General features: G+C 63.0%; 12 protein-coding genes and 1 pseudogene. 4 read left to right on the forward strand and 9 right to left on the reverse strand.

Annotated features, from left to right (window positions below; genetic code table 11):
- The first annotated feature begins 399 nt into the window (after nucleotides 1-399).
- Nucleotides 400-3,675 carry an EAL domain-containing protein gene (locus L867_RS26510; RefSeq protein ID WP_051439031.1) on the forward strand — a complete coding sequence of 1,092 codons (3,276 nt, stop codon included), beginning with the start codon at nucleotides 400-402 and terminating at the stop codon, nucleotides 3,673-3,675.
- A 253-nt stretch (nucleotides 3,676-3,928) separates the two neighbouring features.
- Here the strand turns inward: L867_RS26510 and L867_RS27460 are convergent, their stop codons facing one another.
- The 9 genes from L867_RS27460 to L867_RS25525 form a co-directional block, all read right to left on the reverse strand.
- Entirely contained in the window at nucleotides 3,929-4,126 is a 198-nt protein-coding gene (locus L867_RS27460; protein ID WP_146086538.1) for a hypothetical protein, read from the reverse strand.
- Nucleotides 4,127-4,348: 222 nt separating this feature from the next.
- Nucleotides 4,349-4,996 carry a Crp/Fnr family transcriptional regulator gene (locus tag L867_RS26515; protein ID WP_028737768.1) on the reverse strand — a complete coding sequence of 216 codons (648 nt, stop codon included), beginning with the start codon at nucleotides 4,994-4,996 and terminating at the stop codon, nucleotides 4,349-4,351.
- Between the two features lie 468 nt (nucleotides 4,997-5,464).
- Nucleotides 5,465-6,667, reverse strand: coding sequence for an NnrS family protein (locus L867_RS0115760; protein ID WP_037173571.1), 1,203 nt, complete (start codon nucleotides 6,665-6,667; stop codon nucleotides 5,465-5,467).
- A gap of 2 nt (nucleotides 6,668-6,669) precedes the next feature.
- On the reverse strand, nucleotides 6,670-7,890 hold the full coding sequence (locus L867_RS0115765) for an NnrS family protein (protein ID WP_028737769.1): 1,221 nt from the start codon (nucleotides 7,888-7,890) through the stop codon (nucleotides 6,670-6,672).
- On the reverse strand, nucleotides 7,887-8,636 hold the full coding sequence (locus L867_RS0115770) for an ABC transporter ATP-binding protein (protein WP_028737770.1): 750 nt from the start codon (nucleotides 8,634-8,636) through the stop codon (nucleotides 7,887-7,889). The genes L867_RS0115765 and L867_RS0115770 overlap by 4 nt, the downstream gene beginning before the upstream one ends.
- Nucleotides 8,633-9,442, reverse strand: coding sequence for an ABC transporter permease (locus tag L867_RS0115775; protein WP_028737771.1), 810 nt, complete (start codon nucleotides 9,440-9,442; stop codon nucleotides 8,633-8,635). Before L867_RS0115775 ends, L867_RS0115770 begins: the two co-directional genes overlap by 4 nt.
- A gap of 10 nt (nucleotides 9,443-9,452) precedes the next feature.
- Nucleotides 9,453-10,493 (reverse strand): ABC transporter substrate-binding protein, encoded by a 1,041-nt coding sequence (locus L867_RS0115780; protein ID WP_084638586.1) that lies wholly within the window; start codon nucleotides 10,491-10,493, stop codon nucleotides 9,453-9,455.
- 103 nt (nucleotides 10,494-10,596) lie between these two features.
- Nucleotides 10,597-11,070, reverse strand: a complete 474-nt coding sequence (locus L867_RS0115785; RefSeq protein WP_028737773.1) for a hemerythrin domain-containing protein — start codon at nucleotides 11,068-11,070, stop codon at nucleotides 10,597-10,599.
- A gap of 176 nt (nucleotides 11,071-11,246) precedes the next feature.
- Nucleotides 11,247-13,535, reverse strand: a complete 2,289-nt coding sequence (locus L867_RS25525; RefSeq protein WP_332308402.1) for a TonB-dependent receptor family protein — start codon at nucleotides 13,533-13,535, stop codon at nucleotides 11,247-11,249.
- A 545-nt stretch (nucleotides 13,536-14,080) separates the two neighbouring features.
- On the opposite strand from L867_RS25525, the gene L867_RS26520 reads away from it, so the two are divergent.
- The 3 genes and pseudogenes from L867_RS26520 to L867_RS0115810 all read left to right on the forward strand — a co-directional run.
- Nucleotides 14,081-14,530 (forward strand): TetR/AcrR family transcriptional regulator, encoded by a 450-nt coding sequence (locus L867_RS26520; protein ID WP_028737774.1) that lies wholly within the window; start codon nucleotides 14,081-14,083, stop codon nucleotides 14,528-14,530.
- 288 nt (nucleotides 14,531-14,818) lie between these two features.
- Nucleotides 14,819-14,968 (forward strand): hypothetical protein, encoded by a 150-nt coding sequence (locus tag L867_RS27825; RefSeq protein ID WP_210163644.1) that lies wholly within the window; start codon nucleotides 14,819-14,821, stop codon nucleotides 14,966-14,968.
- Nucleotides 14,965-15,185 (forward strand): annotated as a pseudogene (locus L867_RS0115810) (hypothetical protein); the annotation flags it as partial. The gene L867_RS27825 and the pseudogene L867_RS0115810, both read left to right, overlap by 4 nt.

Consider the following 15,185-nt stretch of genomic DNA (forward strand, 5'->3'; position numbering starts at 1 on the left):
CGCGCCAGCCAGGATTGCCTAACACCAGAATCGGACGGGAACGCCGCTCCCGTCCTACCATTGCCTCATCGCTCGCAACTGAAGGATGAACCGATGTGGGTGCCTCCTTCGGTTGGCGGCGGTATGATGACTGGCAGTCGCCGTGGTGGTGCTCTCGATGGAAGGACGCATTGCCTCAACTGCACTTTCGAACGGGCCGGCTCTTGCACGCCACGAACCTGCATTTGCCTCAGGGTAGCCGTCATACCGTCTCTGAAAAAATATTCATTCCTAACGTGACAGCATGCAGGAGGATTAATGATGCATATTTTCCTTTTGCGGCACCTGCACTAAGCACCAATGACCACCGGAATTTCACAAATATACGGAACGGACGTCCGTCCGTCGAAGGAATGTACAGTGAATACCCAAGGTACTTCTACGATTTATAGTGCAGCTGGCGTCTCGTCGGCGCAGGCGCGCCAGATATCACTGACCATCCGTGCACTGCTCTTCTCTATCCTGGCGATCTTCGTGGTCGGACTGCTCTTCGCTGCTTCCGCCAACCTGCTCTCGGCATGGGAAACGATGCGAAGCGCGCGAATCATGCACCGCAATGCCGAGATTGGTGGTCTCTTCCTGACCGGTGCCAGGTCCCTTGCCGCCGAGCGGGGCGTTATCAACACGGCGCTTGCTGCGGTCTCCGCCGCTGATCCGGATAAGGTAGCGCGGATCGCCGAACTGCGACGTCTCGGCGACGTGGCCCTGGCTTCGGCACTCGAAAGCGTGCTCGACGAAACTGATTTTACCGGCAAAGACGGCCTGATCGCTACCATGAGTGAGGCCCGAGACGCTCTCGTTTCTCTCCGGCGCGACATTGACCGGCAGTTGACGCTTCCCGGCTCGGCTCGCGATCGGGCCCTTGTCGACCAGTGGGTTCCGGTCGTCACAGCGCTCATCATGTCGCTGCAGGAATTGCACGTCACCGCCCAGGAAGTGCCGGCCACGGCACTCGTCCACACACAGATCATGCTCGATCTCCGGCAAGCGCTGTGGGTCGTCAGCGAATATGCTGGCCGCGAGCGAGCGATGCTCGGAAGCATGATCGCCCGCCAGCGACGGCTCGATGACGAGAGCCTTGCCACGCTCGCGGAATATCGCGGTCGGCTCGAACAGTCTTGGGTGTCCATTAAGGTGTATGCCGACCGCCCCTTCGCCCATCCGGCGGTGCTTCGGACCATCGAGATGGCGAAGGCAGAGTTCTTTGGCGCTTTTGCCACCCTGCGGGAAAGCGTCTATGCAGCTGGCATCGAGGGACGCCCCTATCCCGTCAACGGCGATGAATGGGTGGTGGCGGCGACCCGCGCCATAGACAGCCTCATTGCCCTTTCGGACGCCACGGGCGGGGTGACTAGCAATGAGGCCAGCCAGGCCGAGGCGAGCGGCTTCAGGAGCCTCGTGGCGAGCTCTGTCCTGCTGGCTCTCGCCGCAGCGCTTGGTGCTCTGGCCCTATTCATCGTCGCCACAAAGGTAACCCGCCCGATTCATGCGCTCACCGGCCTGCTGGAAGCGTACAAGACCGCGCTAGACCAGCATGCGATCGTGGCGATTACCGACCGGCGGGGTAGGATCACCCACGTCAATGAACCCTTCTGTCGCATCAGCCGCTACGGGCGCGACGAGCTGATTGGTCGCTACCACAACATCGTCAATTCTGGTCATCACCCACCGGGGTTTTTTACAGCCATCTGGCGCGATATCGCCAATGGCAGGATCTGGCGCGGCGAGATCTGTAACCGAACCAAGGATGGCCTGCCATACTGGGTCGATACAACCATCGTCCCCTATCTCGACGATGCTGGTCGCATCGACGGCTATGTCTCCATTCGCTACGACATCACTGAACGCAAGCAGGCCGAAGCGCATCTGAGCGCGGAGAACGAACGCCGCGAACGGGTCGAAACCCTGCTGCGCGATATCATCGAAACCATTCCGGACGGCATCGCCGCCTTCGACCCAGATGAGCGCTTGATCCTCAGTAACAAGGCCTATCGTGAACTCCACGGTACGATAGCGCAGGACATCGTGCCGGGCGCGCGGTTCGAGGACTTGATGAGACTCGCCCTGGAACGTGGGCAGTTCGTGATTTCGAACGACATGGAGGAAGGCGTCGCCAGCTACCTTGCCGCTCGCCTCGCCAAGTTCCGCCGGCCTACCGGCCCGATAGTCCAGCACCTGCGCGACGATCGCTGGCTGCAGGTGCGCGAACGACGTTCAGCCTCTGGCAACACGGTGGGGGTGCGCACCGACATTACCGATCTCAAGCGCGCTGAACTCATCATCAAGCAACAGGCTGAGCATGATCCTCTCACCGGCCTTTACAATCGCTCTGTGCTCGGTGGCTACCTGCAGCGGGCCTGCGCTCGCGCTCGACGCGGTGGTTACATGGGCGCGCTTGTGGTTGCCGACCTGGACAGGTTCAAGTCGATCAACGATACGCTGGGACACGATGCCGGGGATGCCCTGCTCCGGGAGGTCGCTGCCCGCTTCGGCGTGGCGCTACGAGCAAGCGATATTATCGTACGCCTCGGCGGAGACGAGTTTGCCTTCATCCTGCCGAAGGTCGCCAGCCGCGAGTCGCTCGAGCGGCTATTGGGCCGGGTCCGCACCGCCGTTTCGAGACCTGTTGCCATCGGCGCGCACCGCATCCTGCCCAATTGCAGCTTCGGCGTCAGCCTGTTTCCCGATCAGGCCAACACGCCCAATGAACTGATGAAGAACGCCGATATCGCCCTCTATGAGGCGAAGGCCACCAACCGTGGCGGCTGGCGCATCTTCGACAAGGCCATACGCTCGGCCCTGGAGCGGCGCGAAAGACTGGCCGCCGCGCTGAGGGGCGATCTGATGGTCGGACGGCTAGCCGTCGCGCTTCAACCGCAGGTCTCGCTCGCTGACGGCAGTCATGTCGGCTTCGAGGCGCTTGCGCGCTGGAATCTCAACGGGCGGCCGGTTTCACCTGGGGAGTTTATTCCCGTAGCGGAGGAGACTGGCGCTATCATCCCGCTCGGAAGCTTCATGCTGGAAAAGGCGCTCGCCTCGGTCCAGGCCATGGAGAAGGGAGGCTTCGCCTGCGGCACGATTGGGGTCAACGTGGCAGCGCCGCAGCTGAAGCTCAACGGCTTCGTCGAGCAGGTTGCCGCGATGCTAAAGCGGTTCCGAATCGCGCCATCCAGCCTCGAACTAGAGATTACCGAGAATGTCCTGCTCGACCGTGCCGTTGATACGATCTTGCCGACACTTGACCAACTCGTCCGCCTCGGTGTCAGGATTGCGCTCGATGATTTCGGCACAGGCTACGCCTCACTTATCCACCTCAAGCGCTTTCCGGTGCACCGGCTGAAGATCGACCGCTCCTTCGTCGGCGATATTGAAACCAGCCAGGATAGTGCCGCTATCGCGCGCGCGATCATCGGACTCGCCCATAGCCTTGACCTGCGAGTGGTGGCCGAAGGTGTAGAGAACGAGCGCCAGCTCGCCTACCTGCGCGCCCACGGCTGCGACTTCGCTCAGGGTTATCTGTTCGGACGGCCGTTGCAGGGAAGCGAACTCGACAGCTATATCGCGACCCGCGCCCGGCCCTTCGTGCCGGACCGGTCTAGCGCAAATCTCGTGAGGTCCTTCGCTCATGCCGGCTGAGATACACATGACAAGCAAAGTACGCCGACCCAGCTACCCAGTCGATGGATCAAAAGTCCATTCCCTCGCTGACGAGGTGAGCATCTCTAGGATTGGTTTACCGATTGCAGTTTCTCCCCTCCTTGAGAGCCGCGAGCGGCCCTTTGCATATCCTAAGCACTCCGAGCTTGAACCTTTACCGGCCCTGGAAGCGATCCCGCGCTCTGAAGGACTGCTGCTGCATGAGTGTGGTCGCAAGAGGGCAGACAACAGATCAATGATGGCCGGACAGATGGCCGGCGGTCCGCCGTTCAACGCAGGTTTGTGGTTCGTCCATCACCCGCAGATAGCGGCTTTGCCTGCGGGCCAGCCAGCGGATGACCTCTTTGAGCCTGCCAAGGGTTCCCAGCGCCGTTTGTAAGCAGAGCTTCTCGTGTGGCGGCAGCTTGCGCCACTCGTTCGGCGCCAGCAAGAAGCTTCAGGAGCGAAGCGCACAAGCTGGCATGAGCTTCCTCTGGAATGAGTTGTTCATGTTTTCGGGAAGTGCAGGCGCTTCAGAGTGAGAAGCTCTTCTTCTGACTTCCAACATGTCCGCACGCAGGCACCTTCCCGCTCGGGAGGAGCCGGACAGTGAGAAACAATGCCGCTTGACACTCGTGACAGTGGTGGGACCGTTACCACTTCGTCATCGGTTTCAATCGGAACCATCTGCGATGAGGGTCAGAGCGCGCCAGTCTCTTATGTGAACGCCTCGGTGAGTATCCGCCGAAATTGTCTGCTGTCCTATGAGCTGGGTAAAGATGCGGGACACGGTCTCGCCTCTAAGCCCCAGCCAGCTGCCGATTTCGGGTCGCGTGAGCGGCAGCAAAAGCTTGCCTTGGGCAACGGGGTCAGCGCCAAACTGGAGTGCAAGGTCCATCAACATGGTCGCAACCCGCTGGACCGCCGTCTTGCCGCATAGGAGCGCCACATGTCGGTGGGAACGATCGAGATTCTCCAAAAGAGATTCGTGGATAATGCGTGCATGTTTCCGCGCTAGAAGCACTTCAAAGCGGCATTCAATCCGCACCTCGGCTGAATTGGGCGCTCCAGGGTGAACAAAGATGCGGCCCGGCCCGTAGACATCGAGGAGTTGCACTGGGCCATGGTGCATTCGTCTGCTCAGAATAATACAGCCCTCGTGGATTCGGTAGATTGGCCCGCCAAAAGGTGCCGCGTCGGCAAGCTTCGTGCCGACACCCAGTGTTTGCAGTGGTGCCGCCATCTTTCGCCGTGTCGTTTTGTTTCCCTGGATGCCGGACACTTCGCGTTCGCCCTGTGATAAAGTCCGATTCATCTTCATACGCCTTCTATGGCGGCAGCTAGCCGTCACGAAGCCAGCGGCGCAGAGTAATCAGCCCGGGCATCGGACCCTTTGCTCGCATTAGGCGTCGAGAAACGTCTTGTTTCTTTGAGCCAACGCAAGCAGCTCCGCGATTTCACCTCGAACTACAACGCGCTACGCAGCTGCAGTCATCAATCAGATTGCGGATCAGTGGTGCGACCGGGAGAGACGACATCACAACCGATCGAACCGGGAGAAACTGCGGAATCGCATTTGCCTGCGGCATCGTATCTAGCGGTCTTGGTGGAGCCTCTTGCATGGGCAAATGCCCTTGAAGCAGACCTGCCAAAGAGCCGGCAAGGCCCTTTCTCCTATGTGACAAAAACCGGCGGCACTATACCATCCGCAGGGTACGCTTGCGTAGAACATTCGAAGCTCAAGCCGCGCGCGGGCAATTGGCGGTGTCAGGTGCCCAGGCGGCTGGGCTCACGCAATCTTCCTGCGCATGACAAGCGGGCTATAGAAGGCCACGAAACCCAAGAAGGCCGCGACCCACATGAGCCCTGAGAGGGGCAGAAGGATCATGGTGAATTCCGGCGCGAGGGCTGTGCCGATGCGCAGCGCGGCCGCGAGCACGATCGGTAGGTATATGCCAAAAGTGGTCGTGGCGGGCGAAAGGAGCGCCTGACCGGAATGGCCGCGTGTTGCCCGGGTCATCACGGCAAGCGTCATGGTACCGATCGCGCCGGAGGTCCAGGCATGGACGCCGGCGGTGCGAAGGCCCGCATCATCCAGGAGAAGGGCAGCGCCGCTCAGCAGGAAACCGAGCGAGACGAAGAAGAAGGCAACGTGCAGGATCGTCACGAGCGGTTCGGCCAGCGTTCGTTCCGGCTTCCAGCGGAGCTGGCGGGCGAATTGGGCGCTCCCTACGCCCAGCAAGGCCAGGCCGGCGAGAGGCACGAGGACAGGGACGGCGGCGGAAATGGGCCAGGCGACAAGCGCCAGCGCGGACAGCACCATGACCGTGAGGTCGAACCGGTTGAAGCCCGGCGGGATCGGGCCTGGATTGTTCTGACGCAGCCAGTTCCCGGTGAAGCTCGGGATGATACGGCCGCCGATGAGAGTGATGAGGAAGATGATGGTGGCGATCCCCATCCGGTCGGCAATATCGATACGCCCGTAGCGGTCGAATTCGTGGAAGAAGGCCAGCTGTGCTGCAAAGAGAACACCGATGACGGCGACGACCTTGTAGTTGCGGCTGTTGCGGGCGGCGACGAGTTCTTTCAGGATCAGTCCTGCCAGAACAGGAAGGAAGGCGCCGGCCACAGTCATCGCGGCATAGAGGCCTATTGTCTCGGAGCCGGCGATCGCCAAGCGCCCCGCAAGCCAGAGCGCGAACAGGAAGGCGAGCGGCCAGCCGGTGAACGCCTTGCGCCCGGTCCAATTGGGCACGGCAGTAAGGAGGAATCCTGCGATCACGGCGGGGACGAAGCCGAACAACAGTTCGTGCTGATGCCAGACGACCGGTGAGAGGGCAGTTGGAACGTGGATGAAGCCGAGAAACCACGGCACCCAGAGCGCGATCATCAGTGCGGCATGCAGGGCACCGAGGAGGAAGAAGGGGCGAAAACCGCCGGTGAAGAAATGGGCGATCAGCGAGGGGGAGCGTTTATCGATGGGGCGGGACATTTTCAGCAGCTTTCGGAAGAAAGGGTTGCGTTCGACCAGAGCAAGGGTAGGTAGGTCTTCAGCCAGAGGGCCAGCGAAAGGGTCCAGCCTATCGCGGCAAGGCCGTGTTGACCGCCCGGAGGCGAAAGCCCGGGAATGACGTCCGGCGCGACGCGCAGGAGGACGGCGCCCAGCATGAGGAGGATGGCAATCCGGGTCGATCCGGCGAAGACAAGCGGCTGGCCGGTGTGGAGAAGGCCGGCGATCGACAAGACGGCGAGCACGCCGAGACCGAGCCCCCCCATGAGCATGAGATGGAGGGCGCCGACGAAGGGTATAGGCAGGCCGATATGGGACAGACCGGCCAGCAGGAGCCCGGCGCCGGCAAGCGCGCTGGACAGCCAGAGGGCGGCGAGCTCGGCCTTGAACGCCTCTCGGCCGACGAAAGCTTCGGCGACGCGATCGAGAAAAGCCGCACCGGCGGCGATCATCAGATAGCCGCGTACCGGTTCGGACAGACCGGCCATCTCGGCGATCAACAGCAGCCCGACAAGGCCGGGCGCCAGATTGACGCGCCCGGGATGGGGGCGGTAGGGGGAGGTCGTCTCGCTCGGATCGAGGATGAGATTGGTGACCGGCACGGTGATGCGGGCAAGGGCAAGGCCGAGCAGACCGAGAAAGGCGAATGCGCCGATGCGGATCGCCGTCTCGCCGGCGTCGAAGTCGCCCTGGAGCATGGCCAGCCGAATGCCGCCGGCGGAAAGCGCGAGTGCGCCGAGCAGGGCGGCGAAGCCGAGAAAGCCCGTGGTGCGGCGACGCCATGAGAGGAAAAGGACATAGGCCAGCAGGAATAGAAGCCAGGCTTGATCGGCAAGCGCCGCGACGACGATCGCCGGCTCGAAGCCGACGAAGCCGGCAATGCGCGCAAATGCCCACAGGCCGGCAAGCGCGAAGAGCGGCCGACCATGCAGGCGCGGCGTTTCGGTCCATTCGGGCAGCGCCGAGGTGAGGAAGCCGATGAGTGCGGCGCCAAAGGAGCCGATGATCATTTCCTGAGCATGCCATTGTCCCGGTGCCGTTTCGCTCGTCAGCGGCAGGCCCAAACTCCAGAGTAAGACCCAAAACAGAGGCCAGAGCGCTGCATGCAGCGCGGCGAGGGGGAAGAACAGTCGCAGCCCTTCGCCGGTCATGGCATCGACGATGCGATTGCGCGCCTGGGGGGGAGCAAGGAGGATCGCGGTCATGCCACACTCCGCTCGTCGCAATCATTGACATGGGCAAACAGCCGGTCGTGCCCGAGCATGGCTTGCACGGTCTCGAAGACCATCACCTCATCGCGAGCTCCAGGGACCAGCGGCACGCTGCGGCTGCCGAGGATACCATGTCCGTTGCCATCCATGATCACGATCCGATGGGCGATGCGCACCGCTTCGCTCAGGTCATGGGTGATGAACAGGCCACAGCGGCCGGATGCGGTGACCGTATCGATGACGATGTCCTGCAGCCGACGCTTGAGCGCGACATCAAGGGCGGTGAAGGGCTCATCGAAGAACAGGAAGTCCGGTTCCGCCACCAGTGCCCGGGCGATCGCGGCGCGCTGGCGCATGCCACCGGAGAGCTGGGCGGGGTATTTCGTCAGATCGGCGGGTTCGAGAGCGACGCGCGCGGCGACCGCCAACACCCTTGCGCGGCGGTCGGCCCGCGAGAGGCGCTGACAGCTGAGACCGAAGGCGATGTTGTCGGCGGCGGTGGCCCAGGGGAGGAGCCGGGGTTCCTGGAAGATCACCGCATGCTGGCGATAGGCACGGGTGACACGGCCTTGGCGCGGCTCGACGAGGCCGGCGGCGATATGGGCAAGCGTGCTCTTGCCCGAGCCGGAGGGGCCGACCAGAGCTACCAGTTCGCCGGCGGCAATTTCGAGGTCAACGCCGTCCAGTACGGTGCGGCCAAGGAAGGAATGACCGATTCGGTCGAGATGCAGCATGCTCATCGCTTCACTCCCCAAGGCCTTGCGGCCTCGCGCCAGGTCTCGAACTCGGCACGCAGCGGCTGCAGCAGACCGTATTCGACGGCAATCAGTGCGGCGACTGACAGGAGGATCCAGGCGAGTGCTGCGGCCACGTCGAGATTGGCGCGGGCAATGGCCAGTTGCTCGCCGACACCGCCGGCATTGGCCAGCAGTTCGGCCATGACGGCGGCCTTGAAGGCGGTGCCGAGCGCCATCACCAGGGCCGGAAACAGGGTGTGGAGCATCTGCCTCAGCGCGACGCGGAAGAGGCGGGTGAATGGTCCCGCGCCGGCAGCCCGCGCCATGTCGTCGAGGGCCCGGTCGCGGCTCGCCACACCTTCCGCCGCGCCGATGAAGACGATCGGCAGACAGGCGATGGTGGCCGTTGCCATGACGGTGCCGGCCCCGGTGCCGAACCAGATCATCAGGAGAACGATCCAGGCGATCGGCGGCACGCCGAGGAGCAGGGTGATCTGCGGCCGGGCCAGCCGCATGGCGGCCGGATGGTAGCCGGCGAGAACGCCGGCGAGCGTTCCGATTCCGGCGGCGGCCGAGAAGCCGGCCAATGCCCGGCTGGCGGTTGCGCCGACCAGCGCCCAGCTTTCTTTGTTCGCCAGCAGGGCGACGAGGCTTGTGAAGGTCTCTGCCGGTGAGGGCAGGATGAAGCTGCCATAGGCCTCGTGGCCGAGTTGCCAGGCGGCGGCAAAGACGGACAGTCCGGCAAGGCCTGCCCAGGCAGACCACAGGAACCGTCCGGCCCGGCCGGTGCGATCGGCTATCGACAACATCCTCATGTCCTCAGAGATAGAGCGTGTCGTCCGGCATCCTGCCGCCGATCATCTGGGGATTGACCTTGGCGATCGCGGTCAGCAGGGCGTCGATGGCGGGCCGGGCGGCCTTTGCCGGCGTGGCAACCAGATTGGAATGGGGGATCGCCTTCTCGATCACCGGCCAGGGCAGTTCGAGCGCGGAGGCTGCGTGGCTGGCGGCCTCGGCGGGGTTGGCGATCACGGCGGCGGTCGCCTTTTCGAGCGCTGCGAGCAGGGGCGCGGCCTTGTCTGCATGCTCGCTCAGGAAGGCCTGGGCGAAGGCAAGCCCCGCTTGCGGCATCGAAGGTCCGAGCCCGGTCACCTTGCCCCATTCGACCTGCATGTCGATGGCACGATAGACGGTCTTGCCCGAGGTTGCCGCTTTGACCATGGCGGCTGTTGCCGCCGGTTCCGGCACAAGTGCGATGTCGATGTGACCGGTGAGAAGCATTTGGATCGCTTCGATTGGCGTGCCGGCCCTGTCCACCTCCACGTCCTCGGCCATATCGTTTTGGGCGAGGACCGCATCGAAGACAAGCTCGGGCGTGTCATTGGGGAAGGGGACGGTGATCCGTCGCCCCTTGAGATCGGTGATCTGCCGGATCGATGCGTCGGTGGTGATGACGTAGAGAAGGCCATCGGTCATGACATTGGCGAGCTTCACGCCGAGACCGCGCGTGTGGAGATTGGCCGCCGCCGTGATCGGCATCACCACCGCCTGCATCTGGCCGGAGGTCAGGCCGGCCCGCATTTCGTCCGGTGTCCGCCAGACCTTGAATGACGTCTTGTCCGCGACTTCTCGCAGCAGGCCGGCGCCCACTGCATAGGCAAGCGTGATTGACGGGCCGGCCGGCGGACCAAAGAGTGTGAGTTCGGCAAGCGAGCCGGCCTTGGCGCGGCGGATGAAGGGCAGGGCGAGCGCGCCGGCCAAGCCAGCACAGACCGCGCGGCGCGAAACGAGCGGCTGCGACGCCAGCTTCTTGGGAGCGGTCGTGGCGGTTTGTGGCGAAAGGCTTTGGTCGGAAATCATATGAGCGCCTCGTTTAAAACATGAATAATCTAGTCATGTAATAAGGCGCTGTCAGCCGGCTTTCTTTGTGCCAGAACAAACAGTGGCTTGCGGCTGCGGGCGATCAGGCAAAGACGTCCCGTCCCTCGGCCTTGGCGGCGAGAAGTGTTTCGATCATCAGCCGCTCGGAGGAGACGTGGCGACGCAGACCTTCGAGGAAACCCTGCAGCATGTAGCGAACCGTCTCGGGTGGCAGCGGGCATTTTCCCTCGGCCAAGGTTTCGAGCGTTTTGACCATTTCCTCGCTAGCCAACCCGTCACAACGATGCTCGGCCTTCAGCCGTTCGATCATCATGGCGGCGAAGCAGGAGCCGGCGTTCCTGTCGAAGTCGGGAAAGAGGATTTGCTCCTCAAGCCTGTGAGCCTCGCTCAGCAGCGGGCCGAGGGTTTCGGCGACCTCGCGGCACGTGGTGCTGTCGACGTCGAAAGGAATGGAATCGGCAATCTCCTCAAGGGTGAGGCAAAGGCCAAGGAGCCTGGCATGATTGCGCTCGAGTGCGACGATCTCCGCGGCATCGAGATCAATGGTCAACGACATGTTCGTTTCTCCTTGGAGCGAGGCGGAGCTTGACCGGTGCCAACCGATGGGCCGGTTCAACGCCCGGCACCCTTTCGACTGCAATCCCAGCATGCGTCATGTCACGCAGGTCTTCTTTGTCGTGACGCAAGGAATTGTGCGGCGCGCCGGATTGCGGCGCGTCGCAGGGCTTCGCGTCAGAAGCGGCTCTTGACGCCGACATAGAAGCCGCGGCCATCGCCGGGCAGGAAGGCAGCCTGGTCGGCGGTGGCCTGATCGACGACCAGGGTCGATGAGGCGTATTTCTCATCGAACAGATTGGTGATCTCGCCGAACAGCGAAACATGGTCGTTGATCCGGTATTCGGTCTTCAGGTCGACCACGGCATAGGGATCAGCCCAGAGCGTGTTCATGTTGTCGACGGGCGTCTCGTCCGGCACCCATTTGAGGCTGGCGCCGAGCGACCAGTCCTCGGTGGCCTGGTAGGAAAGGCTGGCATTGATCACATGACGCGGTGCTCCCGCCAGCCGGTTGTTGCCGCGCAACGGGTCGTCGCGGAAGCGGAAGTCCTGGTAAGTATAGGCCAGACGTCCGGTGAGGCGGTCGAGGATCTCCGCATTGAGGCCGAGTTCGATGCCGAAGTGGGTCGTCTCATCGGCATTGATCGCGCCGAGGGAAGCGCCTGTCGCGTCGCGCAGGCTGAGCAGTTCATTGTCGATCCAGGAATAATAGGTCGTCATGTCCCAACCGAGGTCGCCATGGCTTCCGCGCCAGCCGAATTCGACGGTGGTGGCCGTCTGGGCCTCGAGATCCGGTGTCGAGAAGGCGGCGGCGGCGAGCCCCGGATTGCCGGGCGCCGGGCGCCCCGGGCTGCTGTTCGGCGTACCGTTGACGGTGGCGAGCAGGTCGTCATGGGTCGGCGGCTCGAAGCTGCGACTGACGGCGGCGAACAGCATCTGGTCGGGCGCTGGCTCGAAGGTTATGCCAAGGCTGGGGCTCCAGGCATTGTAGCTATAATCGTAGTCGGTGCTCACCGTGGGTACCGCGCCGTTCGGCAGGCGCGCCGTCGGGTTGGCGGGATTATAGGCAATCGTCGGACGGGTCGCTGCCGAATAGGTGTCATCGCTGGTCCGGGTGGCGTGGGCGAAGGACAGGCCGGGCGAGATGGTCCAGGTATTGGCGAGTGGAATATTGAAGGCCGAATGGAGCGAGAGCGTCGTCGAATCCAGGTCGTTCTCGCCGAACAGGGCGCCGCGCTGGCCGGATTCGTTGAGATAGTAGCGCCGCTCGGCCGCGCCGAAGGCATATTGGGCGCTCGCCTCGAACAGCGGTAGAAGGCTGTCAGCGTCGGGCTGGTAGGTGTAGCGCAAAAGCGCCGTCGCATCGCCGCCGACTGTTTCACGGATGCCCGAGGAGATCGGGAAACGGAAGGTATCGTCGGTATAGGTATAGCCGAGACCTATGTCGATCTGGTGCTCGCCGACGTCGATGGTCGAGCGCGAACCTATCAGATATTGGCTGGCGTCGCGTCGCGGCTTGTCGCGATCGACATTGGGGCCGGGATTGATGACGCCCGACGGGGTGACGACAGGGCCGCTCGACACCTGCGACGGGTCGTCTTCCAGGGCGTCCTTGTTGATCGGGCCGGCAACGTCGAAACCGAGATCGGTGTAGCCGAAGAACAGCCGTGTGGTGATTGTGTCCGACAGTTCGGCTTCGATATTGCCGCCGACCGAGACGCGCTCGGAGCTGTTGTAGTCGCGGAAACCGTCGCGCCGGGAGAGATCGAAATGCAGCGATGCATCGAAGCGTTCGCCGTCGTAGCCGGCGCGACCGGAGGTGTCGACCTGGCCGAAGCTGCCGCCGCTCGCCGTGATCTCGGTGCCGGGCGCGCTCGCTGCGGTGGGCGACATGAAGTTGATGGCGCCGCCGATGACCGTTGCCCCGAGACGGTTGGTCAGATAGCCGCGATAAACCTCGATGGCCTGGGCGTTCGACGGGTCGGCAAAGCCGGCGATGTAGGAACCGTCGGCGCGATTGATCGGCAGGCCGTCGCGCAGCATCAGGATGCCGCGTTCGACCGGGTTTTGTTGCAGGCCCGAGCCGCGGATCTGGATGCGCGGTTGGTCATGGCCGCCAAAGAAGTCCTGGACGATCACGCCGGGCACGCCGGCAAGCGCGTCGGATACCGTCGATGAGCCGCTCGAGGCATAGTCGTCTGCGGAAACCAGCGCGACACCGCCGGGCAAACGCTTTAGGCGGTCGCCGATATAGCCGAGCGACGTGTCCCAGCCGCCTTCGACCACGATCGGGTCGAGCAGGGTCACTGCGCCGGGTGCCGCTGATTGGGCAAGCGCCATGCCTCCGCCGAGCGCCGTCGATGTCATGAGAACGGCAAGCGAGATGCCGTGCCGAAAGTCGTTGCGATCAACCGATCGCCGTGTGCGCGCGAAACCGCGCTGTTGTATTTCCCGTGTCCGAGACATGCTGGTTCCTTTCCCCCAAGGTGCTTGGTGGCAAGGTCGTTCCGGCATCACGGCCAAGAAGGTTCAGGCCTGGGCCAGCCCCTCGTTCCAATCCGCCGGCGACCGCCGACAGAGGGGGTAGAGGGAACGGAATAGCCTGGAGGATCGATGGGCCAGAGCGGCAAGGAAATACATGGTCCGACAATAGCCCATCCTTTGCCCTGGTTCTTTGCGTTGGAACAAACATCGCCACTACTCGCTATCCCAGTCGGCTTGTCATAAGGGGCGATGGAGGACCGCTACGGGTGGCGGCCAGGAGTAGACCAACGAACCGCGGGCTCCAGGAAATCGTCGACATGCATGCGGCTCGGGTGCCGACCGGAAGCTCTTGTCACACACGTGGCCCACCCGAGCCCCTTGGCAATTTCACCCGGTGTGGATGTTCAGCAGTTGCGCCCCAAAAAGGAACGAACGCCACAGCGGGGCTTCGACCGTGACCGTGGTGGGCCAGTTCAATGGCGAGTTTGCTGTAACCAATTATGGAGCTGCCCGTGGCATGAGAAACGGTGGAGGACCGCAAGGCGGAGATATTGGTTACCGCGCTGCGGCTGGCGGACGAGCTGGGAACCGACCGGCTGACGACCAGTGCTTTTGCACAGGCCGTTGGCCTGACGCAGCCCGGGATCTTTCGTCACTTTCCGACCAAGCAGGCCCTGTGGCAGGCGGTGGCGGTGGATATCAGCGGCCGGTTGAAGGCAGAGTGGGATGAGGCGTTTACCTCTAGCGGCACGCCGGAAGACAGGATCGGCGCTGGTTCGGGCGCAGCTAGAACTCTCATCGAAGCCGCCTTCCACCATCCTGTTTTTCGCGAGCTGCGTGTTGAGAACGATCCCCTTGCCCAGGCCTTTGTCGGATTGATGACGGCGTTTCACGGCATCCTCGCCGGCGAGCTGGCGCGCGCGAAGCCGGCACCGTTCGCCCAGATCTCGATCCGGCGGATGGCGCCGTGCTGCTGATCTCGCTCGTCCAGGGGCTGGCGATGCGCTGGTCGCTCGGCGCGCACGGTTTTCCCTGCAGCCGGAGGGTGTGCGGTTGCTCGCCGTGCAGATGGCTTCGTTTACGGGAACGGCTACAGAAAGGAAGCAGTCATGATGCGTGGAAAGATTCGGGCCTTGCTGGCGGCTGTGGTAATCGTTGCAGCTGTCGTATCTGCCCATGCGTATCTGACCAAGCGGTCGGTTGCCACGGTCGAGCGGAACGCCGCGGTAGGGGTCTAAGGGCTCGGCACGGTCGAGGCGCGGATCGTGTCGAAGATCGGGTTCGAGGTCGACAGCGGCGACGTCTTGACGGGTGGGCGGGCCGTGACCCACGACGAAAAGATCTACGGCCGTTTTGATTGGCTTTTCCATCTGCGCGATGGACGGCTTGAAGACCAGGAAGGGAGCAAGACATGAACACGATTGAGCGCGGCGGCTGGGGTCTGAAGACGGCAGGTGCCATCGGCCTGGTCTTTGGCCTTTTGACAGTCTTTTCCGGAGGTACAGCGCTGTTTGGCGGCGAGGCTGCACAAGCGGCTGTCGGCAATGCCGTGCCTTTCGTGTTGTGGTTCAACTTTGCCGCGGGCTTCTTCTATGTCGTGGCCGGGCTGGGGCTGCTGCTGAACCGGAGTTG

It is taken from the genome of Paenirhizobium selenitireducens ATCC BAA-1503 (genome assembly GCF_000518785.1).
In the GTDB taxonomy this organism is placed as follows: Bacteria; Pseudomonadota; Alphaproteobacteria; order Rhizobiales; family Rhizobiaceae; genus Allorhizobium; species Allorhizobium selenitireducens.